Below are 24372 nucleotides of genomic sequence, written 5' to 3' on the forward strand. Positions count from 1 at the left end.
CTGTCACTCAGGCCGCGCTCAGCCCGTGACCACACTCACTTCACCGATGCCGAGCGCCCTGACGGGCTCCTCGATCTGCGCGGCGTCACCGACGAGCACCGTCACCAGCCGGTCCACGGGGAAGGCGCTCACCACGGCGGCGGTGGCCTCCACGGTGCCGGTCGCGGCCAACTGGCGGTAGAGCTGCGCCTGGAAGTCGTCCGGCAGGTGCTGCTCGACCTGGTCGGCGAGGGTGGCCGCGACGGAGGCCGCCATCTCGTACTTGAGCGGGGCCACGCCCACCAGGTTCTGCACCGCGACATCGCGCTCGGCATCCGTGAGGCCGTCGGCGGCGAGGGTGCGCAGGACCTTCCACAGGTCGTCGAGGGCCGGACCCGTGGACTCCGTGTCCACGGAGCCGCTGATGGCGAGCATCGCGGCGCCCGTGCCGTCCGGGGCGGACCGCAGGACCTGGGCGAACGACCGCACTCCGTAGGTGTATCCCTTCTCCTCGCGCAGGACGCGGTCCAGGCGTGAGGTGAGGGTGCCGCCCAGGCAGTACGTGCCGAGCACCTGCGCGGGCCAGACGCGGTCGTGCCGGTCCGGTCCCACGCGGCCGATGAGCAGCTGCGTCTGGACGGCGCCGGGGCGGTCCACGATGACGACACGCCCGGTGTCGTCGGCGGTCACCGGGGGCACCGGGCGCGGCTCGGCCGTGCCGCCCGTCCAGGCGCCGACGGTGTCGGCCAGGACGGCGTCCAGGTCGACGCCGGTCAGGTCGCCCACGACGACGGCGGTCGCCGTGGCGGGACGCACATGCTTCTCGTAGAAGGTGCGCACCGCCGCCGAGTCGATGGCCGTGACCGTCTCCTCGGTGCCCTGGCGGGGGCGCGACATGCGCGCGGTGGCCGGGAACAGCTGCCGGGAGAGCTCCTTGGCGGCGCGGCGCGCCGGGTTGGCGGCCTCGTGCGGGATCTCGTCGAGGCGGTTGCGTACGAGGCGTTCGATCTCGCTGTCCGCGAAGGCGGGGGCGCGCAGGGCGTCGGAGAGCAGGCCGAGCGCCTTCGGGAGGCGGGATACCGGGACTTCGAGGGAGACGCGGACGCCGGGGTGGTCGGCGTGCGCGTCCATGCTGGCGCCGCAGCGGTCGAGTTCCGCGGCGAAGTCCTCGGCGGAGTGCTTGTCGGTGCCTTCGTTGAAGGCCCTCGCCATGATCGTGGCGACGCCGTCGAGGCCCGCGGGCTCGGCGTCGAGCGGCGCCTCCAGGTGGATCTCCACGGCGACGACCTGCTGGCCGGGGCGGTGGCAGCGCAGCACGGTGAGGCCGTTGTCCAGGGTGGCGCGCTCGGGCGCGGGGAAAGCCCACGGCCGTGCGGTGCCCGCCTGGGGCTGCGGGTGGAACTGCATCGTTGCGGCCTCGGTCACTTCGCCGCCTCCTCTTCGTCCTCGTCGGTGGCTTCGGCACCGGCTGTGGCGTCGATGGGTTCGTACACGAGCACCGCGCGGTTGTCGGGGCGCAGGCGGGCCGCCGCGGCCGCCTTGACCTCTTCCGCGGTGACGTCGAGCACGCGCCCGACGGCGGTGAGGGCGAGCTGCGGGTCGCCGAACAGGACGGCGTACCGGCACAGTTCGTCCGCGCGTCCCGCCACCGTGGAGAGCCGGTCGAGCCACTCGCGCTCCAGCTGTGCCTGGGCGCGCTCCATCTCCTCGGCGGTGGGGCCCTCTTCCGCGAAGCGGGCGAGCTCCTCGTCGACGGCCGCCTCGATGACGGGGACCTCGACGTCGCCGGACGTCTTCACGTCGAGCCAGCCGAGCGAGGGGGCTCCGGCCAGGCGCAGCAGGCCGAATCCGGCCGCCACGGCCGTGCGGTCGCGGCGCACGAGGCGGTTGTAGAGCCGGGAGGACTCGCCGCTGCCGAGGACCGTGAGCGCCAGGTCGGCCGCGTCGCACGCGCGCGTGCCGTCCTCCGGGAGGCGGTAGGCGGCCATCAGGGCGCGGGCCGGGACCTCTTCCTCGACGACCTCGCGCAGCTCCTTGCCGATCGTGTCGGGCAGCGAGCCGTCACTCGGCGGCTGCTTGCCGTCGTGCGAGGGGATGGACCCGAAGTACTTCTCGACCCAGGCGAGGGTCTCCTGCGGGTCGATGTCGCCGACGACCGACAGGACGGCGTTGTTGGGCGCGTAGTACGTACGGAAGAAGTTCCGCGCGTCCTCCAGCGTCGCCGCGTCCAGGTCGGCCATGGAGCCGATCGGCGTGTGGTGGTAGGGGTGGCCCTCGGGGTACGAGAGGGCGGTCAGCTTCTCGAACGCCGTGCCGTACGGAACGTTGTCGTAGCGCTGGCGGCGCTCGTTCTTGACGACGTCCCGCTGGTTCTCCATGGATTCGTCGTCGAGCGCGGAGAGCAGCGAGCCCATCCGGTCGGCCTCGAGCCACAGGGCCAGCTCCAGCTGGTGTGTGGGCATCGTCTCGAAATAGTTGGTGCGCTCGAAGCTCGTGGTGCCGTTGAGCGAACCGCCGGCGCCTTGCACCAGCTCGAAGTGGCCGTTGCCGTGCACCTGCTTCGAGCCCTGGAACATGAGGTGCTCGAAGAGGTGGGCGAGGCCCGTACGGCCCTTGACCTCGTGGCGCGAACCGACGTCGTACCAGAGGCAGACCGCGGCGACCGGGGTCAGGTGGTCCTCGGAGAGCACCACGCGCAGGCCGTTGGCCAGCCGGTGCTCGGTCGCTGTCAGGCCGCCGGAGCCGGCCTCGGCTGTGGCCGTGTGACCCATGGGCATGTACGTCCCTTCGATCGCGAAAAGCTGGAAATTCTGCCAGTCGTGCCACTGTATGCAAGCGTGCTGACAACCGGTGAAGTTCCCGCTCCGCGCTCGGCGTAGTCGCGGCCGAAGTCCGGGTCGTGGTCGGCGTTGTCAGTGGGACAGTCCACAATGGTCGGCGTCAGATCCCGTTGATGCCCTGGCAGACACCATGAAGGAGCCGCAGCAGCGATGGCCCGCCGCAGCACGAAGACCCCGCCGCCCGACGAGTCGTTCGAGGAGAAGATCCTCGACATCGACGTCGTCGACGAGATGCAGGGCTCCTTCCTCGAGTACGCGTATTCGGTCATCTACTCGCGCGCCCTGCCGGACGCCCGTGACGGCATGAAGCCGGTGCACCGCCGGATCGTGTATCAGATGAGCGAGATGGGCCTGCGCCCCGACCGGGGCTATGTGAAGTGCGCCCGCGTCGTCGGCGAGGTCATGGGTAAGTTGCACCCGCACGGCGACGCGTCGATCTACGACGCCCTCGTGCGCATGGCCCAGCCCTTCTCCATGCGGCTTCCGCTGGTGGACGGCCACGGCAACTTCGGCTCGCTCGGCAACGACGACCCGCCGGCCGCCATGCGGTACACCGAGTGCAAGATGGCCGACGCGACCTCCCTGATGACGGAGTCGATCGACGAGAACACAGTCGACTTCGAGTCGAATTACGACGGTCAGGAGCAGGAGCCGGTCACCCTGCCGGCGGCCTATCCGAACCTCCTGGTCAACGGCGCGTCGGGCATCGCCGTCGGCATGGCGACGAACATGCCGCCGCACAACCTCGGCGAGGTCATCGCCGCGGCCCGCCACCTGATCAAGCACCCCGGGGCCGACCTGGAGACGCTGATGCGTTTCGTGCCGGGCCCGGACCTGCCCACGGGTGGCCGCATCGTCGGCCTGACCGGGGTCAAGGACGCGTACGAATCAGGGCGCGGCACCTTCAAGATCCGCGCGACGGTGGCCGTCGAGAACGTGACCGCGCGCCGCAAGGGCCTGGTCGTGACCGAACTGCCCTTCTCCGTGGGCCCCGAGAAGGTCATCTCGAAGATCAAGGACCTGGTCGGCTCGAAGAAGCTCCAGGGCATCGCCGACGTCAAGGACCTCACGGACCGCTCGCACGGCCTGCGCCTGGTCATCGAGATCAAGAACGGCTTCGTCCCGGAGGCCGTCCTGGAGCAGCTCTACAAACTGACGCCGATGGAGGAGTCCTTCGGCATCAACAACGTCGCTCTGGTGGACGGCCAGCCCCTCACGCTCGGCCTCAAGGAGCTCCTCGAGGTCTATCTCGACCACCGCTTCAACGTCGTGCGCCGCCGCAGCGAGTTCCGCCGCGGCAAGAAGCAGGCCCGGCTGCACCTGGTCGAGGGGCTTCTGGTCGCCCTCCTGGACATCGACGAGGTCATCCGCCTCATCCGCTCCAGCGACAACTCCGCGCAGGCCAAGGAGCGCCTGATGGAGCGCTTCTCGCTGAGCGAGATCCAGACGCAGTACATCCTCGACACGCCGCTGCGCCGCCTCACCAAGTTCGACCGCATCGAGCTGGAGTCCGAGCGCGACAAGCTCAAGGCCGAGATCGACGAGCTGACCCGGATCCTGGAGTCGGACGCGGAGCTGCGCAAGCTGGTCTCCGCCGAACTGGCCGCCGTGGCCAAGAAGTTCGGCACGGACCGGCGCACGGTCCTCCTGGAGTCGGCGGGCACCCCGGCGCCCACGGTCTCGCTGCAGGTGGCGGACGACCCGTGCCGCGTGCTCCTCTCCTCGACCGGCCTCCTCGCCCGCACGGCCAATGGCGAGCCGTTCGCCGAGAGCGACACCAAGCGCGTCAAGCACGACGTGATCGTCTCCGCCGTCCCCGCGACCGCGCGGGGCGAGGTGGGCGCGGTGACGTCCGAGGGACGGCTCCTCCGCCTCTCCGTGGTGGACCTCCCGCAGCTTCCGGAGACGCATGCGGCGCCGAACCTCTCCGGAGGCGCGCCGGTTTCGGAGCTGCTCTCCCTGGAGGCGGACGAGAGCCTGATCTGCCTGATGACCCTGGACGAGTCCTCCCCGGGCCTCGCCCTCGGCACCGAACAGGGCGTGGTCAAGCGCGTCGTCCCGGACTACCCGTCCAACAAGGACGAGTTGGAGGTCATCACCCTCAAGGACGGTGACCGGATCGTCGGCGCGGCAGAGCTGCGCACGGGCGAGGAGGACCTGGTCTTCATCACGGACGACGCCCAGCTGCTCCGCTATCAGGCCTCGCAGGTCCGTCCGCAGGGCCGCCCGGCGGGCGGCATGACGGGCATCAAGCTCGCGGACGGCGTCAAGGTCATCTCCTTCGTGGCGGTGGATCCCGCCGTGGACGCCGTGGTCTTCACGGTGGCGGGCTCGCGCGGCACGCTCGACGACTCGGTGCAGACGACGGCCAAGGTGACGCCGTTCGACCAGTACCCCCGCAAGGGCCGGGCCACGGGCGGAGTTCGCGTCCAGCGTTTCCTCAAGGGAGAAGATTGCCTGAGCTTCGCGTGGGCGGGACCGACGCCGCCGCTCGCAGCCCAGCGCAGTGGCCTTCCTGCGGAGCTGCCGGAGATCGACCCGCGCCGCGACGGCTCGGGCGTCTCCCTGGCGAAGCCGGTGGCGGCGGTGGCGGGCCCTGCGTAGTCAGTCGCGCTGAGGCTCTTGGAAGTCTTCGGCTTCTTGGACGTCCTGAACGTACCTCAGTACGCCCCACATGCTGTGCTCGTCATCGGCACCGGCCTGTGGGGCGTACTCACGGCACGCCTCGAGCTCCTTCTCCAAGGCGGGTACGTCGATGCCCGCCCCGATGAGCACGAGCTGGGTGAGCCGGGACTCGCCCGGGGCCCACGGCTCGGGGTAGAAGCGCAGGAACCGCCCCACGGCGTGCACGGCGTACTTGTTGCGCGGGTCGGCGGCGCCGAAATCGACGTACCCCTTGATGCGGTAGAGCCCTTCGGGCCGACTGTCGAGGAGGGCCATCAAGGGGCGGGGGCTCATGGGCACTTCGGAGGAGAAGGAGAGGCTCTCGTAGGCGGAGTGCAGGTGGTCGTGGTGCGCGTCCTCCGGCTCATGGTGATGCAGGTCGTCGAAGGACAGCTGCCCGACCCGCTCCCCCACGGGCTTGCGGTCGAGAAGCAGCTCGACGTCGACGCGTCCGTACGACGCGGCGACGACGGCCGCACGGTCGGTGAACCCCCGGACGACGCCGAGAATCCGCTCCCGCTCCGTGTCGGGAACGCGATCGACCTTGTTGACGACGACAAGATCGGCGATCCCCAGATGCCGGTCGACTTCGGGATGCCGCTCCCGGGTCGCGTCGAACTCGGCAGCATCGACGACCTCGACGAGCCCTCCGTACACGATGTGCGGATTCTCGCTGGCGAGCACCATCTTCACGAGCTCCTGCGGCTCAGCGAGACCACTGGCCTCGACGACGATGACGTCGATGCGCGCGGAGGGCCGGGCGAGCCGCTCCAGATACTCGTCGAGTTCGCCGGCATCCACGGCACAGCAAAGACATCCGTTGCCGAGCGAGACGGTCGAGTCACCGAGCTGCCCGGCGACGGACATGGCATCGATCTCGATGGACCCGAAGTCGTTGACGATGGCACCGATCCGGCTGCCGCCGCTGCGGTGGAGCAGATGATTGAGCAGGGTCGTCTTACCGGAACCCAGGAAGCCGGTCAGGACGACGACCGGGATCTGCCCGGCACACGGCTGAGTCAACGTGCGACCCCTTTCACACTGACGCGTGCACCGGCGCGGGCGCCAGCTCTCGTACGACGAATGAATGCTGCCCCAGGATACGAGCGCGTAGAAACACCGCGAAGTGAACGATTGTTAGCGGCGCAGGCGGGGCACACATTGGGCACGGCGCCGGGACATGCGACCACAGCTGCCTTCCGTGCGCCTCCTCTCCGCCTCCCTGCCGATCAGAGCCGCTCGGCATCCTGGAAGGCGGCAAGCGCGCCGCCCATCGCTCGCCGGTCCTCTCCCTGTCGACCCGCATCCGACGACCGGCGGACGGTCGCCGATTCGGGGGTTGACATGGCCACACAGAAATTTGGGATACGGGGGTTGGGGTCCGCAGCCGTCGCGGGCCTTGCTTTCACCGTCGGGGCTCTGACGGTCCTGACCGCTCAGCAACGCAAGCACGGGGCGCTGCGGCTGCGCACCGTGTGCACAGAACCGTCGGAGCACCAGCAGAACACCACCTTGATCGCGCAACAACGGCTGCAGTTCGACATGCTCAGCAAGGCGATGGACGACCCTGACCTGGCGGCCGTCCTGGACACCTTCGACGTGACACTCGACGCCCGGACACTCCGTCAGTACCTCTTCGCCAACGCCGTGTACACCAACGCACTGCTGTTCTGGCGCGTCGGGAACTTCACCTGGGAAGAGGTGCACGGGCACCTGCGCCTCATCTGTCAGAACCCCATCTTCCGCAGCTACTGGCAGGCCACGCGACCGCATCGAGCCAGCCTGCTGGACGCTTCGGACGAGGCCCGCATGGGCCGAATGGTCGACAAGCTCATACGGGATCTGGAGGAAGCGGACACCGACGAGTGGTGGGTGGTGGGCGAACCACCTTGCGAATAAGGCGAGTTGATTCTTTCGCCGAGCTGACGCGCGGGGTTGCCCCAGCTTGTCTCAGGCATTGACAGTCCCTAGGGTGGGCGCGCGCGTCGCGTTGTACCCCAGACGCCGCACCCCAAACCTTCTGCAACACCTCAGACAACGCTGCCCCCACACTCCCCGCCACCGCTCCTAAGACTGGAAAACCGTTGAAGATCGTGCGCCGCATCGGTGCCTCTCCCCAGCAGCGGGGAAGCGCCTCAGGACAGTCATGCCCCGATGTCTTCGAGCTCAGCGATGGAAACTTCGCTGTCATCGGGACAGAAGCAACAGCGGCGCTCGAGAAAGAACTCCCGCCCGACGCCTCGCGGGCGGACTACGAACGCATCGTGATCGTGAGCCGCGACACGCTTGTCCGCGCAAAGGGCGACATCCCTGACGCCTGACGTCAGTTGGCGTGTGCCGGACGGGCTCGGTCGCTCCAGGAGCCGAGCCCGTTTCGTATGCCGCCCCGTCTAGAGGACCGTCGGCACCGGTTGTGGCGCCGGCTCCCCTACATACCGCGCCGCAGGCCGAATAATCTTCGAGTCCTCCGCCTGCTCAAGGACGTTCGCTCCCCAGCCCACCACCCGCGCCGCGGCGAACGTGGGCGTGAACATCTCGCGCGGCAGGCCGCACAGTTCCATGACGACGCCCGCGTAGAACTCCACGTTGGTGTGCAGCTCGCGGCCCGGCTTCAGTTCGGCGAGGATCGTCTCGACCTGGCGTTCGACCTCCACCGCGAACTCCACCATCCGGCCGCCGAATTCCTGCGCGATGCCCCGCAGCATGCGCGAACGCGGGTCCTCCGTGCGGTAGACGGGGTGGCCGAAGCCCATGATGCGGTCCCCTGCGAGGACACGCTCGCGGATCCAGCCGTCGATGCGGTCGGGCGTACCGATGGCATCGAGTGTGTCGAGTGCGCGGCTCGGCGCCCCGCCGTGCAGCGGGCCCGACAGCGCCCCCACGGCACCCACCAGACAGGCCGCGACATCCGCACCGGTCGAGGTGATCACCCGGGCCGTGAACGTCGACGCGTTGAAGCCGTGATCAATGGTTGAGATCAAGTACTGCTCGATCGCCCGCGCACGCTCGGGTTCCGGCTCCGAACCCGTCAGCATGTAGAGGTAGTTGGCCGCGTACGACAAGTCGTCACGCGGCTCCACGGGGTCGAGTCCCTGCCCCAGGCGGTGCAGCGCCGTGAGCAGCGTCGGCACCACGGCGGATGCCGCGAGCGCATCGGCGCGACGCTGGTCGCCGTCGATGTCGTACACCGGACGGAAGCCCTTCGCCGCACCGAAGAGCGACAGCGCCGTACGCAGTCCGGACAGCGGCCCCGACAGGGCGCTGGCGCGGGCTATGGCGGGCAGCGCGGCGCGCACCTCATCGGGCAGCCTGCGCAGGGGCACGGTCCGCGCGGCGAAGGCGGACCGCTGCTCGGCGTCCGGCAGCGCACCGTGGAACATCAGGTGCCAGACGTCCTCGAAGCTGCGGGTCTGCGCGAGCTCGACGGCCGAGTACTGGCGGTAGTGGTAGAAGCCCTCGTATCCCCTGACGTCTCCGAGCCGGGTCTCGGTCACGACGACGCCCGCGAGCCCACGGGGGACCTCCACGGGGGCGGTGGGGGTGGTGGTGGAGCCATTGATCGGCATGGTCTTCCTCGACTCTCTCGGCCCTCTCGAGCCTTCCTCCCTGGACTTGATTCGACTGTCCATGCTTGACTGAATCCCTGTCAATATTGATTCAATCAATGTCAGCCGGAATGGATACGGTGATGCCCATGACGGATCAAGAGGCCACGCCCAAGGAAGGCCGGCGCCTGAGCACCCGGGAAGCCGCCGAACTGCTCGGCGTGAAGCCGGAGACCGTGTACGCCTACGTGAGCCGCGGCCAGCTCGGCAGCCGCCGTGGCCCCGGCTCCCGGGGCAGCACCTTCGACGCCAAGGAGGTCGAGTCGCTCGCCCGCAAGAACCGCCGGGAACCCGCGGCCACCTCCGCGAGCAGCGAGCTCTCCGTCCGCACCCGCATCACACTCATCGACAAGGACCGCTACTACTACCGCGGCGTGGACGCGACGGAACTGTCCCTGTCGCACTCCTACGAAGAGGTCGCCGAGTGGCTGTGGACCGGCGTCATGCGCCCCGGAATCCGCTTCACCGCCCCCAAGGAGACCGCTGACGCCGCATGCCGCTCCGTGAGCGCGCTGCCCGAGCACAGCGGCCCGACCGACCGCCTGCGCGTGGCCGCCATCTCCGCCGCCGCAGCCGACCCGCTCCGCTTCGACCTCTCCGAAGAAGCCGTCATCGGCACCGCACGCACCCTCATCCCCACCCTCGTCACAGCGCTGCCACCGGTCAGCCGCGCCCACCGGGACGGTGGCCCCCTGGCCCACCAGCTCTGGACACGGCTGTCCGGGCAGCGGCCCCCCGACGCCTCCCTGCACGCCCTGGACACCGCGCTCGCCCTGCTGGTCGACCACGACCTCGCCGCGTCGACGCTCGCCGTCCGCGTCGCCGCCTCCGCCCGCGCCCACCCGTACGCGGCGGTGTCCGCCGGCCTCGGCGTCCTGGAGGGCCCCCTGCACGGCGCCGCCAGCGGCCTCGCGCACCGCATGCTCCTGGACGTCCTCGACCGCGGCAGCGCGGCCCCCGTGGTGGCCGACGAGCTCCGCGCGGGCCGCCGCGTCCCGGGCCTCGGTCACCGGCTCTACCCCGGCGACGACCCGCGCGCGCAGGCCCTGTTCGCCCTCCTGGAGGTCATCCCCCAGGCCGGGCCCGCCCTGGCCGCCGCCCGCGACGTGGTGGCCACCACGGCCCGCCACACGGACCTGCACGCCAATGTCGACCTGGCCCTGGCCGTCCTGACCGCCTCGTCCGGGATGCCCGCCGAGGCCGGCGAGACGATCTTCGCCGTGGCGCGCACGGCCGGCTGGATCGCCCACGCCCTGGAGGAGTACGGGGAACGGCCGCTGCGCATGCGTCCCAGCGGCCAGTACGTAGGGCTGCGCCCGCCCCAGCCGATGCCCGCGCCCGACGGCGGATGAATCACCACAGACCCGGCGCGGGTTAGGCTCACCTCTGTGAGTAAGTGCGCCACCGCTTCGCGGGATCTGGACGAGCCTCTCGCGGGGACCGCGGCCGCAGCCAGGACCTGGCTGCTGCTGGAACAGCCGGGCCCGTGGGGCGCCAAAGCGCTGACTTCGAGCCACCTGGATCCGGAGATCGGCCGCGCCCTTGAGGCCGCCATCGAGGGAACGGGCGTACGCATCGCGCTCATCCGCCGCCCCGGCCGCCATGCCGACAGCCACGCCCCGGCGCGCCGCCGGGTGTACGTGGGCCACACCGCGCCCGGCAACACCTGGCTGCGCGGCCACGTCACGGACAGGCCGGAAGAGCTGCTCGACCTCGACTTCACGGCACTCGGCGCGGGCGACCACGGCGGATTCGGCACCCCGCACACGGGCGCCCCGCTCGCCCTGGTCTGCACGAACGGCAAGCGCGACCGCTGCTGCGCCCTCCTGGGCAGGCCGCTCGCCGCCTCGCTCGCCACGTCCGGTGAACAAGGCGTCTGGGAAGTCACTCATCTGGGTGGTCACCGCTTCTCCCCGACGCTGCTCGTCCTGCCCTACGGCTACGCGTACGGCCGCTCCGGACAGGCCGCCGTCAAGGAGATCCTCGAAGGCGTGCGCACGGGCCGTGTCGTCACCGAAGGCTGCCGGGGCAGTTCCGCCTGGGACCGCCCGGGACAGGCCGCCGAGCTCGCGGTGCGCACCGCGACGGGCGAGGACGCCGCGGGGGCCCTGAGCGTCGTCCACACGGACGGCACGGCCCCGCGCTGGGACGTGACGGTGGCCCACACCGACGGACGGCACTGGCGCGTGACGGTCGCCCAGGGAGCTTCGCTGCCGCCGCGGCCCGAGAGCTGCGGCGCGGAACTGGCGGCCCCGGCGCGCATGGATGTCGTGGCGGTGCGGCGGATCACGTACGCCGCCGGACAGGAGATCCCCGCCACAGTGACTTCGGAGTAGCCCTCCGGTCGCCGTACCGTTCGTACACATGAGCCCGACCTCCCCTGCCCGAAGACTCCGCCTCGGCCTGCCGCGGCGCGTCTTCTCGCAGGTGCTGCTCATGCAGCTGGCGATCGCCGCCGGGGTCGCCGTGCTCGCCACAGGGCTCTTCCTCGCGCCGCTCAGCGATCAGCTGGACGACCAGGCGATGCGCCGCGCGCTCGCCATCGCGCAGACCACGGCCGCCCAGCCGCACATCGCCGACGACCTGCGCTCATCGAAGCCGACGGTCGACGGGCCCGTGCAGGCGGAAGCGGAACGGATCCGGCGTGCCAGCGGCGCCGAGTACGTCGTGATCATGAACAAGGACGGCGTTCGCTGGTCGCACACCGACCACGACGAGATCGGCCGGGTCGTCTCGACCGACCCCAGCGACGCGCTCGCCGGGGACGAGGTCATGGAGATCGACGACGGCACCCTGGGCCGCTCGGCCCGCGGCAAGGTGCCGCTGCGGGACATCGACGGGAACATCGTGGGTGCCGTCTCCGTAGGCATCGAGTACGACAGCGTCCGCGCCCGGCTGATCCACGCGATCCCCGGGCTCTTCGCATACGCGGGCGGGGCACTCGCCGTCGGTGCACTCGCCGCCTATCTGATCTCGCGCAGAGTGCAGCGACAGACGCGTGACCTGGCCTTCTCCGATATCTCGGCGCTCCTTGCGGAACGCGAGGCCATGCTGCACAGCATCCGTGAGGGTGTCGTCGCGCTGGACCGCGCGGGCCGCATCCGCCTCCTCAACGACGAGGCCCAGCGCCTCCTCGGCCTCGGGACCGAGGTGATCGGGCAACCGCTCGACACCGCGCTCGGTCCGGGCCGTACGACCGACGTGCTCGCCGGACGGGTCACGGGCACCGACCTGCTGACCGTCCGCGGCCAGCGCGTCCTGGTCGCCAACCGCATGCCCACGGACGACGGGGGCGCCGTCGCCACCCTGCGCGACCGCACCGAACTGGAACAGCTGGGCCGCGAACTGGACTCCACCCGCGGCCTCATCGACGCCCTGCGCGCCCAGGACCACGAACACGCCAACCGCATGCACACGCTGCTCGGCCTCCTGGAACTGGAGATGTACGAGGAAGCCGCGGAGTTCGTCGGCGAGGTGGCGGGCGCCCACCGGGTGACCGCCGAGCAGATCACGGAGAAGATCGGCGATCCGCTGCTCGCCGCGCTCCTGGTGGGCAAGGCCACGGTCGCCGCGGAGCGTGGCGTCGTCCTCGCCGTGCCGCGCGACACCGCACTGCCCGACCGCCTGATCGACCCGGGCGGCCTCGTCACCATCGTCGGCAATCTGGTCGACAACGCGCTCGACGCGGCGGCGGGCACGCTCCACGCGCGCGTGGAGGTCGATGTGCGCACCGAAGGGCGCGCCGTCGTCCTCCAGGTGAGCGACACGGGCCATGGCGTACCGCCCGAGCAACGCGAGACGATCTTCACGGAGGGCTGGTCCACCAAGGAGCCCCCAGCACACGGCAAGCGCGGCATCGGGCTCGCCCTGGTCCGCAGGCTCGCCGAGCGGCAGGGCGGCAGCGCGCGGGCCGACGCCTCGCCCGACGGGGGCGCCGAGTTCACCGTCGTCCTGCCCGAAGCGCTCGCACAGGCCGAACTGGCCCCCACGGAGGAGACACGATGATCGAGGTGCTCGTCGTGGACGACGACGTCCGGGTCGCGGACGTGAACGCCGCCTACGTGGCGAAGGTCCCCGGCTTCCGGGTGGCCGCGAAGGCCCACAGTGCCGCCGAGGCCCTGCGGCTCGTCGAGGAACTCCCCGTCGACCTGGTGCTCCTCGACCACTATCTGCCGGACGAGACGGGTCTCGCGGTGGTCCGTACGTTGCGTGAGCGTGGCCACCAGACCGACGTGATCATGGTGACCGCCGCGCGCGACGTCGCCACCGTCCAGGCCGCGATGCGCCACGGCGCCCTGCAGTACCTGGTCAAGCCGTTCTCGTACGCGGGCCTTCGCGCCAAGCTCGACGCGTACGCGACCTTGCGCCGGACCCTGGACGGCGGGGGCGAGGCCGAGCAGGCCGAGGTCGACCGGATCTTCGGCGCCCTCTCGGCGACTCCGGCGCCCGAGCTGCCCAAAGGGCACTCCCCCACCACGGCCGAGCTGGTCCGCAGGGCCCTGATGGGCGCTGAGGGGCCGCTTTCCGCCCAGGAACTGGCGGACCGCACCCGGCTGAGCCGCCAGACGGCCCAGCGGTATCTGAAGCTCCTGGAACGCTCCGGGCGGGTCCGGCTCAGCCTGAAGTACGGCGACACGGGCCGCCCGGAGCACCGCTACGAGTGGGCGTCCAGCGCCTCCTAGCCATGGCCGTACCCTCCGAGGGCGGTTACACCGCTCCCGCCCCGGTGAGCGAACGCACTTCGGTCTCCGCGTGCTTGGCCTCGTCCGCGGGCTCCGGCGAGGTGACGGTGCCCAGCCATCCGGCGAGGAAGCCCAGCGGGATGGAGACGAGCCCCGGGTTCTCCAGCGGGAAGTACTGGAAGTCCATCCCGGGGAAGAGGGAGCTCGGCCCTCCGGAGACCACGGGTGACAGCACGACGAGCACCAGGGAGGGCACCAGGCCCCCGTAGACCGACCAGACCGCTCCCCGCGTGGTGAAGTTCCGCCAGAAGAGCGAGTAGAGCAGCACGGGCAGATTCGCGGAGGCGGCGACCGCGAAGGCGAGGCCCACCAGGAACGCCACGTTGAGATCCCGGGCCAGCAGCCCCAGGCCGATCGCGACCACGCCGATCCCGGCCGCGGCGAGCCGCGCCACCGCCACCTCGCTGCGCGGCTTCGCGTGCTTGCGGCGCAACGAGGCGTACAGGTCGTGGGCCACGGACGCCGAGGAGGCGAGCGTGATCCCGGCGACGACGGCGAGGATCGTGGCGAAGGCGATCGCGGCGACGATCGCGAACAGAACCGTTCCTCCTGTGGAGTCCGCGCCGCCGCCCAGATCGAGCGCGAGGAGCGGAACTGCCGTGTTCCCCGCGGCATTCGATCCCCGTACGGCATCGGAGCCCACGATCGCGGCGGCGCCGAAGCCGAGCACGATCGTCATCAGGTAGAAGCTGCCGATGAGACCGATGGACCACACGACGGAGCGACGGGCGGCGCGCGCGGTCGGCACCGTGTAGAAGCGGGAGAGGATGTGCGGCAGCCCGGCCGTGCCGAGGACGAGCGCGAGCCCGAGGCTGATGAAGTCCAGGCGCGAGGTCCAGTCCCCGCCGTACTTCAACCCGGGCGCGAGGAACTGGCTGCCGTGTCCGCTGCGGTCGGCCGCGGTCCGCAGCAACTGGTCGAAGTCGCCGTGGAAACGCACCAGAACGAGCACGGTCAGCGCGATCGCGCCGCACATCAGCAGGACCGCCTTGACGATCTGGATCCAGGTGGTGGCCCGCATCCCTCCCAACGACACATAGATGACCATGAGCGCGCCGACGCCGATCACCGTCCAGGCCTGCGCCGCCCCGCTCGTCCCGCCCAGCAGCAGCGCGACCAGTGAGCCCGCCCCCACCATCTGCGCCACCAGATAGAGAACGGACACGGTCACGGAGGAAGTTCCCGCCGCGATGCGCACGGGCCGCTCCTTCATCCGGGCGGCGACGACGTCGGCGAGCGTGAACCGGCCGCAGTTGCGCACCAGTTCGGCCACCAGGAACAGCACGACCAGCCAGGCGACGAGGAAGCCCACCGAGTAGAGCAGCCCGTCGTACCCGAAGAGCGCGATCAGTCCGGAGATGCCGAGGAAGGAGGCGGCCGACATGTAGTCGCCCGCGATGGCGAAACCGTTCTCCATGGGCGAGAAGAGCCGCCCGCCCGCGTAGAACTCCTCCGCCGAGCCGTGCCGGTTGCGGCTCACCCACGTCGTGATGGCGAGCGTGACGGCCACGAACACCCCGAACAGCAGGAGCGCGAGCGTCTGGTGGTCCCCGGTCATCGCTCGCTCCCCCGGGCCAGTTCCTGCCCGCTCCGCTGGTCGTGCTCCCGCTGTTCCTGGATCCGTTTCTGGTCCTGCTCCCGCTTCTGCTCGAACACGGACCAGCGCAGATCGAGCGCCGCACGATCCCGCCTCAGCCGGGCATGCCGGGCATACGCCCAGGTCAGCAGGAAGGTCGAGAGGAACTGCCCGAGGCCCGCGAGCATCGCGACGTTCACGGATCCGGCGACGGGCCGCGCCATGAGACCGGGCGCCGTCGTCGCGGCCACTACATACGCGACGTACCAGGTGAAGAAGACGGCCACCCCAGGGACGACGAACCGCCGATACCGTCCGCGCACCTCCTGGAAGGCAGCACTGCGCTGGACCTCCAGATAGATGTCGGCCGCGCTCGCGCTCCGCTCCGGCGCGGCTCGGGGCGGCACCACGGGCGCCGGCGCACCCGTGCCGTCCAACTCGCCCCAGCCGGACGCAAGCGCGTCGTACCAGGGATCCCTCGGATCACCGGTCCGCGCCTGCCCGGCATCGCGCCCGTCGTGCTTCTCCACCGAACTCTCCTTGTCCGCAGCCTTGTTCGGCTGCGTGCCCAAGGATGGACAGAACGGGAAGATCCCTGACTCTTCTCTCCCTTCTCTTCACCCCATCAGGTGAAGGACCTCATCGAAGACCCCACTCAGGTGGGCCGGGCGCTCGGGGGCTTGGCGAGTCCGTGTCCGTAGGCGTAACGGACCGCCTGTGCGCGGTCCTTGAGTCCCGTCTTGGCGAAGAGGTTGTTGATGTGCGTCTTCACCGTCGCGGTGGAGACATGCATCGCGCGGGCGATCTCCTGGTTCGTCATCCCCTCGGCGATCAGGACGAGTACCTCGGTCTCGCGCGTGGTCAGGCCATCGGGCGGCTCCGGTGCGGGCGCGGGCAACTCGGACTCCGAAAGCCGCTCCAGCAAGCGCCGTTGGATCTGCGGCGAGAGCCCCGCGTCGCCCGAGAGCACGCCCTCCACGGCCCGCACGATCTCGTCCCCACCGGCGTCCTTGGTCAGATAGCCGCGCGCGCCTGCTCTCAGCGCGGGGAACAGGGAGTCGTCGTCGGCGAAGGTCGTCAGCACGACGACCTGCGTTCCCGGGTACTCGGCACGGATGCGGCGGGTGGCCTCCGCGCCGTCGACCCGGGGCATGCGCAGGTCCATCAGGACGACATCCGGGGCGAGTTCGGCGACGAGCCGAACGGCCTCCTCGCCGTCACCCCCGGAACCGACGACCTCGATACCGGGCAACAGTCCCAGCAGCATCACGATGCCCTCGCGCACCACGGTCTGATCGTCGACCACGATCACCCGCGCCGGCGCCTTGGCGCCGCTCTCCGTCGTCATGTGGGCACCTTCAGCGTCACGATGAAGCCTTCCTCACCAGGCCCGGCCGTCAGGGAGCCGCCCAGCAGCTCGGCCCGCTCCCGCATTCCGAGCAGACCGTACCCGGCCCCGGAGGCGGCGAGTTCGCCCGGCGCCCCACCCGAATCCCGTATGTCCAGCGTCACTTCCTCCTCTTCGTACGCGAGACGAACGAACACCTTGGCTCCCGGCGCGTGCTTGCGAACGTTCGTCAGGGCCTCCTGCGCGACCCGGCGCACCGCCTGTGACGCCTCGGCCGGCAGAGCGCGCCGCGCCCCCGTCACGGACACCGACGCCCTGTCCGAGGCGACCAGTTCGCGCAAGAAGTCCTCTACCGGCGTCATCTCGCCGCGCAGCGCGGAGAGTGCCTGCCGGGTCTCCTCGAGCCCTTCGCGGGCCATGGACCGCGCCGCCACCACGCGCTCGAGAATCTGATCGCGTGTCGCCTCCCCCTCGATCAGCAGACGCGCCGCCTCCAGGTGGACGAGCTGCGCGGAGAGGCTGTGCGCGAGCACGTCGTGGATCTCCCGGGCGATGCGGGCCCGCTCCGCCAGCGCGGCCGTCTCGGCCTCCGCGGTGCGGGCAGCCCGCTCCTGGGCGAGCAGCCGCTGTGCGTTGCCCCGCGCGTCGGCGTCGAGCCGCAGGGTGTACCCGGCCAGTGCGAGCCCGACGACGATGAGGCCCGTGACGAGCCAGTTGTCGTTGTTGTACACGGCGAACCCGGCCATCGCCAAGGGCACACAGACCGCGGCCGCCAGAAGCGGCAACCGCTCCAGGGACAGGACTGCCGTGCTGCACCAGAGGACGAGCGCCAGCACCCTCCAGTCGCCCGCCTGCGCGGCATAACCGCACCCCATCAGCAGGACCAGCAGAGTGACGGAGAGCCACAGCCGATGGTCGAACGAGACGCGGAGGAACGCCCAGGCAAGCCCGGCGCAGAGCACGACCAGGCCGACTCCGGCCGCCAGGCGCCAGCCCCTGTCGTGATGGAACGCGTTCCACAGCAGGCTGCCCGCGATCACCACCCGCAGGACCCTGACGAACCACAGCCGCGCGAGGCTCTGCCCTTCCCTCGTGAGCACTTCCCGGGAGGGCCATCTCATCCACCGGTCCGAGATCACACGGGGTCCTTCCGCATCGGCTCGTACGCCGCGTCCGCAACACCGTACGCCGGGCGGAGCAGGCCGGCCCGCTGCGCCAGCATGCCGCTGCGCACCAGGAGCGTGGCCGCGAGAGCCAGCATCAGAGCGGCGCTGCCCTGCCGCACCCCCACCAGCGCACCGACACCGAAGAGGCCGAGTCGCAGCCCGATCCCGACGCCCCAGACGATGGCGGTGGCCTTGGTCCCCTTGCCCCATACGGAACCGTCCGGCGCTGTCCACACATGCGTGGTCCGCGCCCAGCCGAAGCCGATGGCCAGACCGACCAGCAGCTCCGCACCGAGCAGGACGATGGCCGCCGCCTGGTGGTGGGGGTCCAGCACGTCGGGCTCGCGCACGGCAAGGAAGACCAGCACAGCTGGTATGACCCACCAACGCCTGTCCGAGGTGATCTGCTGCGCCTTGAACTGACGCACGATCACCAGCGCGACGACGGCGCAGACCACCAGAACATTGGCGAGCCCAGACATGACGGCCTCCGTGGGACGAGGAAGTGCGGAGCCGATCCGAGGAGGATCGACGCCTTCGACGCTACGGAAAAGACCTGGTCAGAACATCGGAGCAGGGGTGGATCGTGGGTGGAGGAGTGGGCTCCACCCACGGGTGGAGTCCGGTCCGCATCGGCGGATCGGACGGCGTCACGCGAGCCGGCGCGTCCGTACGAGCGGAACGCACCGGCGTCGCGCGCGGCCTAAGCGTCGATGCGTGAGCGGTCGAGTGTGGCGGCGGAGCTGGTGATGAATTCCTTGCGGGGTGCCACGTCGTTGCCCATCAGGAGATCGAAGACCTGCTCGGCGGCGTCCAGGTCACCGATGTTGACCCGCCGCAGCGTGCGATAACGCGGATCCATCGTCGTCTCCGCGAGCTGGTCCGCGTCCATCTCACCCAGACCCTTGTAACGCTGGATGGAATCCTTGAACCGGATCCCCTTGCGCTGATACTCCAGCAACGTCTCGCGCAGCTCATTGTCCGAGTACGTGTAGACGTACTTGTCCTGGCCCTTCTTCGGCTGCACCAGCTCGATCCGGTGCAACGGCGGCACCGCCGCGAACACCCGGCCCGCCTCCACCATCGGACGCATATAACGCTGGAAGAGCGTCAACAGCAAAATCCGGATGTGCGCACCGTCCACATCGGCGTCCACCAGAAGAATGATCTTCCCGTAGCGGGCCGCGTCGATGTCGAAGGTCCGCCCCGACCCCGCCCCTATGACCTGGATGATCGCCCCGCACTCGGCGTTCTTCAGCATGTCCGTCACGGACGCCTTCTGAACGTTCAGGATCTTCCCCCGGATCGGCAACAACGCCTGGAACTCCGAGTTGCGTGCCAGCTTGGCCGTGCCCAGCGCCGAATCACCCTCCACGATGAACAGCTCGCTGCGCTCCACATCATCACTGCGGCAATCCGCCAGCTTCGCCGGCAGCGAGGAGGACTCCAGCGCCGTCTTGCGCCGCTGGGCATCCTTGTGCTGACGCGCCGCGATCCGCGTCCGGGCCGCCGCCACCGCCTTGTCCATCACCGCCCGCGCCTGCGCCTTCGCATCACGCTTGGCCGACGTCAAAAACGCCTTGAGCTCCCTGGCGATCACATGGGCGACGATGCGGTTGGCCGCCGAGGTGCCCAGCACCTCCTTGGTCTGCCCCTCGAACTGCGGCTCGGCCAGACGCACCGTGACCACCGCCGTCAGCCCCTCCAGGGCGTCATCCTTGACGATGTCGTCCTCGGCAACCCGCAGCACCTTCTGGCTGCGCAGCACCTCATTCATCGTCTTCGTCAGCGACCGCTCGAAGCCCGACACATGCGTGCCGCCCTTGGGCGTGGCAATGATGTTCACAAACGACCGCAGCGTCGTGTCATAGCCCGTGCCCCAGCGCATCGCGACATCCACGACGAGATCACGGGTGACCTCGGTGGGCGTCATCTGCCCATGATCATCCAGGACCGGCACGGTCTCCTTGAAACTGCCCTGCCCGGACAGCCGCAGCACATCACACACCGCCTTGTCCTGCGCCAGATACTCACAGAACTCACTGATCCCACCGTCGAAACGGAAGGACTCCTCACCCTTGGTGCCACCCTCCCCCAAGCCGTACTCATCACGCACGACAATCGTCAGACCCGGCACCAGGAACGCCGTCTGCCGGGCACGCTGATGCAGCGTCTCCAAACTGAGCTTGGCGTCCTTGAGGAAGATCTGGCGATCCGCCCAGTACCGCACACGCGTGCCGGTACGCGTCTTGGGGATCTTCTTGGCCTTGCGCAGCTTGGCCGACGAGTCGAAGTCGGCGTCGGGGCCGGGCTTGGCGAAGGCTCCGGGAACACCACGACGGAAGCTGATCGCGTGGGTGTGCCCCGCGCGGTCCACCTCTACGTCGAGGCGCGCGGACAGGGCGTTCACCACGGAGGCACCCACGCCGTGCAGGCCGCCGGAGGCAGCGTACGAGCCACCGCCGAACTTGCCGCCCGCGTGGAGCTTCGTCATGACGACCTCGACTCCGGAGAGGCCGGTCTTGGGCTCGACATCCACCGGGATGCCTCGGCCGTTGTCCCGGACCTCTACGGAGGCGTCGTCGTGGAGGATGACTTCGATGTGGTCGCAGTAGCCGCCCAGGGCCTCATCGACGGAGTTGTCGATGATCTCCCAGAGGCAGTGCAGCAGGCCACGGCTGTCCGTCGACCCGATGTACATGCCCGGACGCTTGCGAACGGCTTCGAGCCCCTCCAGGACGAGCAGGTGCCGCGCGGTGTAGTTGGAACCGTCCCGGTCTGCTCCGGTCAGCAACGCTGTGGACGGCACGGACGTCTCGGCGGTCACGCGGTTCGCTCCTCGCTGAATTTCAAAAGGGGTCCTTTGGGGTAAGGACCCGGCTTCGGTTGCCGCTCAGAGGGTACCGAGGCCTGGTAGAGCCGTTGTCACGCCACCCTCGTCTCAACTCACACTAGTCCAGCACCGTACGCTTGTTCGATCCCTCGATGGAGTGAAGCGCACGTCACGTTCCCTTCCAGGCATGAACCATTTAGGCTCCGGGCACGTCCTCATGAACAACCGGCAACCCAGCCGGCGGACGACCGACCTGACACAGCGCGAAACCGTAAGACACGTAAGAGACGTAATACGGCACATTCGCCGCCAACCGGCAGCAGACAGCCGCCTCGGAAAAAACTTCGAGGAAAAGCCACGAGCGGGAACGTTTTCGGCCTGGTTGGATGTTGACCCTGGTACGACAGCTCGTCGAGCTAGAGAAGAGGCGACGTGACTACTGTTCTGACCCCCGCGAGCCCCCTGACGGCCGCTGATCGCTGCGACCGCTGCGGCGCCCAGGCATACCTGCGCGTCGTCCTGTTGAGCGGCGGTGAACTGCTCTTCTGCGCCCACCACGGCCGCAAGTTCGAGCCGGAACTCAAGAAGATCGCCGCTGAGATACAGGACGAGACGGAGCGGCTGACGGCCGTCCCGGAGACCAACGACGAGGAACGCTGACACCTCGCACCCACGACGAGCCATCCGGCGCACGCCAGGCCGGTGACCGGGCGGCCGACCCTGCCAACCCCAGGGGCGGCCGCCCGCTCGCGTTAGACGGGCACCCAGGCACCTCCTCGGCGGTCCCCCGCGGCGCCGCACACTCGCCACGCGGACAACTCCCGTACTTTCAGCCGCGCAGAGGCATGTCCCGCGCGACGCCCGAGATCCGCGTATAGACCCCAGGACTCCCGGCCCGCCCGCAGCCACTCCCCCACGACACGAGGCCGATGAGCCGCCCGCGGGCGACAAGCGGACCGCCACTGTCCCCCTGGCAGGCGTCCCGCCCGCCCTCAAGTTCCCCCGCGCACAGCATGGATGCGGCCGCATACGTTCCGTCAGAATTTCCCGGGTAGGCCTCCCCGCATGTCGCATCAGGGAGTACTCGCACCTGTGCGGAGCGCAACGAACGCGCGTAATCACCCGCTCCTGTTGTGTCACCCCACCCGTAGACAGCCGCGCGCGTGCCGGGTTCGTACGCCTGATCGCCCTCCCCGGCCATGGGGATCGCGTAGCCCTTGGGAAGCGGGCTCGCCAGCGACAGCACCGCGACGTCACCGGAGTTCGAGAAGCTGTCGTACTCCGGATTGACCGACGCCTTGCGCACCGGAATCTCACGCCCCTTGGACGTGCCCAGATCTTCCCGGCCGGCGATCACCTTCAGGTCCCTCATCTCGCGCAGTGGCACTCCCAGGACTTCCTCACCCAGGCAGTGCGCCGCCGTGAGGACCGTCGAGCGCCCGACCACCACGCCTCCGCAGAACTGTCCCGAGCGCGTACCCCCGAACCGGTCACGGCTGGACAGCGCCACCGCCCAGGGGCTGTCGGCCACCCGGACGGGACTGCCCCCGATGACGACGCTGTCGGCCGCCGCGGGGGTCGGAGAGGCCAGCGGCAGCACCCCCACCGGGGCGACAAGGGCCAATGCCGCCGTAAATGTTCGGGCGAAAGGACGAGGCATGCGATCTCCTCACTCTGGGTTGCCATGGCACACCCACAGTGATCCAGCGCGGCGCGCCCCGCACCCGCGCCACGCGCGTCCGCGCCAGGGCGAACACATCGGACAAACAGAAGACCCGAAGCCTCGCGTGAGGCTTCGGGTCTTCCTTGTGGAGCGCTGGTGACTAGTCGAGGTAGTCGCGCAGGACCTGCGAACGCGACGGGTGACGCAGCTTCGACATCGTCTTCGACTCGATCTGACGGATGCGCTCACGCGTCACTCCGTAGACCTTGCCGATCTCGTCGAGGGTCTTCGGCTGGCCGTCGGTGAGACCGAAGCGCATGGAGACCACGCCCGCCTCACGCTCGGACAGGGTGTCGAGCACGGAGTGCAGCTGCTCCTGAAGGAGCGTGAAGCTGACCGCGTCGGCCGGAACGACCGCTTCGGAGTCCTCGATGAGGTCACCGAACTCGCTGTCGCCGTCCTCACCCAGGGGGGTGTGGAGGGAGATCGGCTCACGGCCGTACTTCTGGACCTCGATGACCTTCTCCGGGGTCATGTCGAGTTCCTTGGCCAGCTCCTCCGGGGTGGGCTCACGGCCCAGGTCCTGGAGCATCTGGCGCTGCACGCGCGCGAGCTTGTTGATGACCTCGACCATGTGCACCGGGATACGGATGGTGCGGGCCTGGTCGGCCATGGCGCGGGTGATCGCCTGACGAATCCACCAGGTGGCGTACGTGGAGAACTTGTAGCCCTTGGTGTAGTCGAACTTCTCGACCGCGCGGATCAGACCGAGGTTGCCCTCCTGGATGAGGTCCAGGAAGAGCATGCCGCGGCCGGTGTAGCGCTTGGCCAGCGAGACCACCAGACGGAGGTTGGCCTCCAGGAGGTGGTTCTTGGCGCGGCGCCCGTCCTCGGCGATGATCTCCAGCTCACGCTTGAGCTTCGGCGCGAGCTTGTCGGCGTTCGCCAGCTTGTCCTCGGCGAACAGGCCGGCCTCGATGCGCTTGGCGAGCTCGACCTCCTGCTCCGCGTTGAGGAGCGGGACCTTGCCGATCTGCTTCAGGTAGTCCTTGACGGGGTCGGCGGTGGCACCGGCCGCGGCGACCTGCTGGGCCGGGGCGTCGTCCTCGTCCTCGTCGGACAGCACGAAGCCTGCCTGAGGGCCCTCTTCCGTGGACTCGCCCTCACCGGGCTTGCCCTTGGCGGGAGTCTCCTCGGTGGCCTCGTCGTCCACCATCTCGTCGTCCTGCTTGGACGACTTCTTTGCCGTCGCCTTCTTGGCGACGGTCTTCTTGGCGACGGCCTTCTTTGCCGTCGTCTTCTTGGCTGCGACCTTCTTCGCGGGCGCGTCCTCAGCTGCGACATCTGCGGCCGGCGCCTCGGGGGCGGCGGTCGCGGTGGCCTGCTTAGCCGTGGCCGTCTTGACCGCGACGGTCTTGGTCGCGGTGCGCTTGGCCGGGCTCTTCGCTGCGACGCTCTTGCGGGGGCGTTTCGGCTCCGCGGCACTGACCATCAGCGTCACACCCTCTTCCTCGAGGATCTGGTTGAGGCTGCGCAGAACGTTCTTCCACTGAGTGGCCGGAATCTGGTCAGCTTCGAAGGCACGACGCACGTCATCGCCGGCGATCTGCCCATCAGCCTTTCCCCGCTCGATGAGCGCCATGACAGAGACGGATTCGGCGATCTCCGGCGGGAGCGTACGGGATGTGCTGGCCGACACGAACAACCTCTCGGAACGTTGGAAAACGGCTTCCGGCCCCGTCCATTGTGGACCAGGACCGACGACCGACGACTGGGGATGGGCCGACGGCGCAGGCGGGGCCGGGGAGCTACACAGCGCCGCGAACGACTGCTGTATTCCCTCCTCGGCTATCACCTCTTAGGTCATCGCGCTGCCCCGACGAGCGTTACGCCCAATCTACGTGGCCCGAGTCACACCCCGTAAGCGCTCAAAAGCAGCTAGATACGGTCAGAACC

The 24372-nt window shown here is 69.5% G+C and carries 20 protein-coding genes; 8 read left to right on the forward strand and 12 right to left on the reverse strand.

Annotated elements, in window-relative coordinates:
- Positions 1–18 precede the first annotated feature (18 nt).
- Both ABZ833_RS29065 and ABZ833_RS29070 read right to left on the reverse strand, forming a co-directional pair.
- Positions 19–1404: a pitrilysin family protein gene (locus ABZ833_RS29065; RefSeq protein ID WP_361052324.1), complete on the reverse strand. Its 1386-nt coding sequence runs from the start codon at positions 1402–1404 to the stop codon at positions 19–21.
- The gene (locus tag ABZ833_RS29070) at positions 1401–2756 is read right to left on the reverse strand and encodes a pitrilysin family protein (RefSeq protein WP_361052327.1); all 1356 of its coding nucleotides are present in this window, start codon (positions 2754–2756) and stop codon (positions 1401–1403) included. The genes ABZ833_RS29065 and ABZ833_RS29070 overlap by 4 nt, the downstream gene beginning before the upstream one ends.
- A gap of 213 nt (positions 2757–2969) precedes the next feature.
- On the opposite strand from ABZ833_RS29070, the gene ABZ833_RS29075 reads away from it, so the two are divergent.
- Positions 2970–5423, forward strand: a complete 2454-nt coding sequence (locus ABZ833_RS29075) for a DNA topoisomerase IV subunit A (protein WP_361052330.1) — start codon at positions 2970–2972, stop codon at positions 5421–5423.
- Here the strand turns inward: ABZ833_RS29075 and ABZ833_RS29080 are convergent, their stop codons facing one another.
- Positions 5424–6506, reverse strand: coding sequence for a GTP-binding protein (locus ABZ833_RS29080; RefSeq protein WP_361052334.1), 1083 nt, complete (start codon positions 6504–6506; stop codon positions 5424–5426).
- Between the two features lie 321 nt (positions 6507–6827).
- Here ABZ833_RS29080 and ABZ833_RS29085 point away from each other — a divergent pair, with 321 nt between their 5' ends.
- Together ABZ833_RS29085 and ABZ833_RS29090 are read left to right on the forward strand one after the other, a co-directional pair.
- Positions 6828–7382 (forward strand): DUF6082 family protein, encoded by a 555-nt coding sequence (locus tag ABZ833_RS29085; RefSeq protein ID WP_361052337.1) that lies wholly within the window; start codon positions 6828–6830, stop codon positions 7380–7382.
- 185 nt (positions 7383–7567) lie between these two features.
- Complete coding sequence (locus ABZ833_RS29090; RefSeq protein WP_361052339.1) at positions 7568–7804, forward strand: hypothetical protein; 237 nt, start codon at positions 7568–7570, stop codon at positions 7802–7804.
- Between the two features lie 69 nt (positions 7805–7873).
- On the opposite strand, the gene ABZ833_RS29095 is transcribed toward ABZ833_RS29090, so the two are convergent.
- The gene (locus tag ABZ833_RS29095; RefSeq protein WP_361052342.1) at positions 7874–9049 is read right to left on the reverse strand and encodes a citrate synthase/methylcitrate synthase; all 1176 of its coding nucleotides are present in this window, start codon (positions 9047–9049) and stop codon (positions 7874–7876) included.
- A 128-nt stretch (positions 9050–9177) separates the two neighbouring features.
- On the opposite strand from ABZ833_RS29095, the gene ABZ833_RS29100 reads away from it, so the two are divergent.
- Genes ABZ833_RS29100 through ABZ833_RS29115 form a run of 4 tightly spaced genes read left to right on the forward strand, consistent with a single transcriptional unit; the run spans position 9178 to position 13770 of the window.
- Positions 9178–10440 carry a citrate synthase family protein gene (locus tag ABZ833_RS29100; RefSeq protein ID WP_361052345.1) on the forward strand — a complete coding sequence of 421 codons (1263 nt, stop codon included), beginning with the start codon at positions 9178–9180 and terminating at the stop codon, positions 10438–10440.
- A gap of 36 nt (positions 10441–10476) precedes the next feature.
- Positions 10477–11424, forward strand: coding sequence for a sucrase ferredoxin (locus ABZ833_RS29105; protein ID WP_361052348.1), 948 nt, complete (start codon positions 10477–10479; stop codon positions 11422–11424).
- 28 nt (positions 11425–11452) lie between these two features.
- The gene (locus ABZ833_RS29110; RefSeq protein WP_361052351.1) at positions 11453–13093 is read left to right on the forward strand and encodes a sensor histidine kinase; all 1641 of its coding nucleotides are present in this window, start codon (positions 11453–11455) and stop codon (positions 13091–13093) included.
- Complete coding sequence (locus tag ABZ833_RS29115) at positions 13090–13770, forward strand: response regulator (RefSeq protein ID WP_249587296.1); 681 nt, start codon at positions 13090–13092, stop codon at positions 13768–13770. Before ABZ833_RS29110 ends, ABZ833_RS29115 begins: the two co-directional genes overlap by 4 nt.
- Positions 13771–13795: 25 nt before the next feature.
- Here the strand turns inward: ABZ833_RS29115 and ABZ833_RS29120 are convergent, their stop codons facing one another.
- The 6 genes from ABZ833_RS29120 to ABZ833_RS29145 all read right to left on the reverse strand — a co-directional run bounded on the left by ABZ833_RS29120 (position 13796) and on the right by ABZ833_RS29145 (position 20747).
- A complete protein-coding gene (locus ABZ833_RS29120; protein WP_361052354.1) occupies positions 13796–15388 on the reverse strand; it encodes a cation acetate symporter in 1593 nt (530 codons plus the stop codon).
- Positions 15385–15936: a DUF485 domain-containing protein gene (locus ABZ833_RS29125; RefSeq protein WP_361052356.1), complete on the reverse strand. Its 552-nt coding sequence runs from the start codon at positions 15934–15936 to the stop codon at positions 15385–15387. Before ABZ833_RS29125 ends, ABZ833_RS29120 begins: the two co-directional genes overlap by 4 nt.
- A 125-nt stretch (positions 15937–16061) precedes the next feature.
- A complete protein-coding gene (locus ABZ833_RS29130) occupies positions 16062–16754 on the reverse strand; it encodes a response regulator transcription factor (RefSeq protein WP_361052359.1) in 693 nt (230 codons plus the stop codon).
- Positions 16751–17893, reverse strand: coding sequence for a histidine kinase (locus tag ABZ833_RS29135; protein WP_361052362.1), 1143 nt, complete (start codon positions 17891–17893; stop codon positions 16751–16753). The genes ABZ833_RS29130 and ABZ833_RS29135 overlap by 4 nt, the downstream gene beginning before the upstream one ends.
- Positions 17890–18402: a DUF1453 domain-containing protein gene (locus tag ABZ833_RS29140; RefSeq protein WP_361052365.1), complete on the reverse strand. Its 513-nt coding sequence runs from the start codon at positions 18400–18402 to the stop codon at positions 17890–17892. The genes ABZ833_RS29135 and ABZ833_RS29140 overlap by 4 nt, the downstream gene beginning before the upstream one ends.
- 221 nt (positions 18403–18623) lie before the next feature.
- Positions 18624–20747, reverse strand: coding sequence for a DNA topoisomerase IV subunit B (locus ABZ833_RS29145; RefSeq protein ID WP_361052368.1), 2124 nt, complete (start codon positions 20745–20747; stop codon positions 18624–18626).
- A 438-nt stretch (positions 20748–21185) separates the two neighbouring features.
- Between ABZ833_RS29145 and ABZ833_RS29150 the strand changes: the two genes are divergently transcribed.
- Positions 21186–21413, forward strand: a complete 228-nt coding sequence (locus ABZ833_RS29150; protein ID WP_249587303.1) for a hypothetical protein — start codon at positions 21186–21188, stop codon at positions 21411–21413.
- 169 nt (positions 21414–21582) lie between these two features.
- Here the strand turns inward: ABZ833_RS29150 and ABZ833_RS29155 are convergent, their stop codons facing one another.
- Positions 21583–22413, reverse strand: coding sequence for a serine protease (locus ABZ833_RS29155; RefSeq protein WP_361052372.1), 831 nt, complete (start codon positions 22411–22413; stop codon positions 21583–21585).
- Positions 22414–22576: 163 nt separating this feature from the next.
- Complete coding sequence (locus ABZ833_RS29160; protein ID WP_249587305.1) at positions 22577–24121, reverse strand: RNA polymerase sigma factor; 1545 nt, start codon at positions 24119–24121, stop codon at positions 22577–22579.
- Positions 24122–24372: the final 251 nt, after the last annotated feature.

This window comes from Streptomyces sp. NPDC047525 (assembly GCF_040643025.1).
Lineage (GTDB): Bacteria > Actinomycetota > Actinomycetes > Streptomycetales > Streptomycetaceae > Streptomyces > Streptomyces durmitorensis.

Bases quoted from the DNA above. Each gene is read 5' to 3' on its own strand.
- ABZ833_RS29155 (WP_361052372.1), bottom strand. From the start codon at position 22,413: ATGCCTCGTCCTTTCGCCCGAACATTTACGGCGGCATTGGCCCTTGTC.
- ABZ833_RS29085 (WP_361052337.1), top strand. From the start codon at position 6,828: ATGGCCACACAGAAATTTGGGATACGGGGGTTGGGGTCCGCAGCCGTC.
- ABZ833_RS29130 (WP_361052359.1), bottom strand. From the start codon at position 16,754: ATGACGACGGAGAGCGGCGCCAAGGCGCCGGCGCGGGTGATCGTGGTC.
- ABZ833_RS29115 (WP_249587296.1), top strand. From the start codon at position 13,090: ATGATCGAGGTGCTCGTCGTGGACGACGACGTCCGGGTCGCGGACGTG.
- ABZ833_RS29070 (WP_361052327.1), bottom strand. From the start codon at position 2,756: ATGCCCATGGGTCACACGGCCACAGCCGAGGCCGGCTCCGGCGGCCTG.
- ABZ833_RS29095 (WP_361052342.1), bottom strand. From the start codon at position 9,049: ATGCCGATCAATGGCTCCACCACCACCCCCACCGCCCCCGTGGAGGTC.
- ABZ833_RS29110 (WP_361052351.1), top strand. From the start codon at position 11,453: ATGAGCCCGACCTCCCCTGCCCGAAGACTCCGCCTCGGCCTGCCGCGG.
- ABZ833_RS29100 (WP_361052345.1), top strand. From the start codon at position 9,178: ATGACGGATCAAGAGGCCACGCCCAAGGAAGGCCGGCGCCTGAGCACC.
- ABZ833_RS29075 (WP_361052330.1), top strand. From the start codon at position 2,970: ATGGCCCGCCGCAGCACGAAGACCCCGCCGCCCGACGAGTCGTTCGAG.
- ABZ833_RS29120 (WP_361052354.1), bottom strand. From the start codon at position 15,388: ATGACCGGGGACCACCAGACGCTCGCGCTCCTGCTGTTCGGGGTGTTC.
- ABZ833_RS29140 (WP_361052365.1), bottom strand. From the start codon at position 18,402: ATGTCTGGGCTCGCCAATGTTCTGGTGGTCTGCGCCGTCGTCGCGCTG.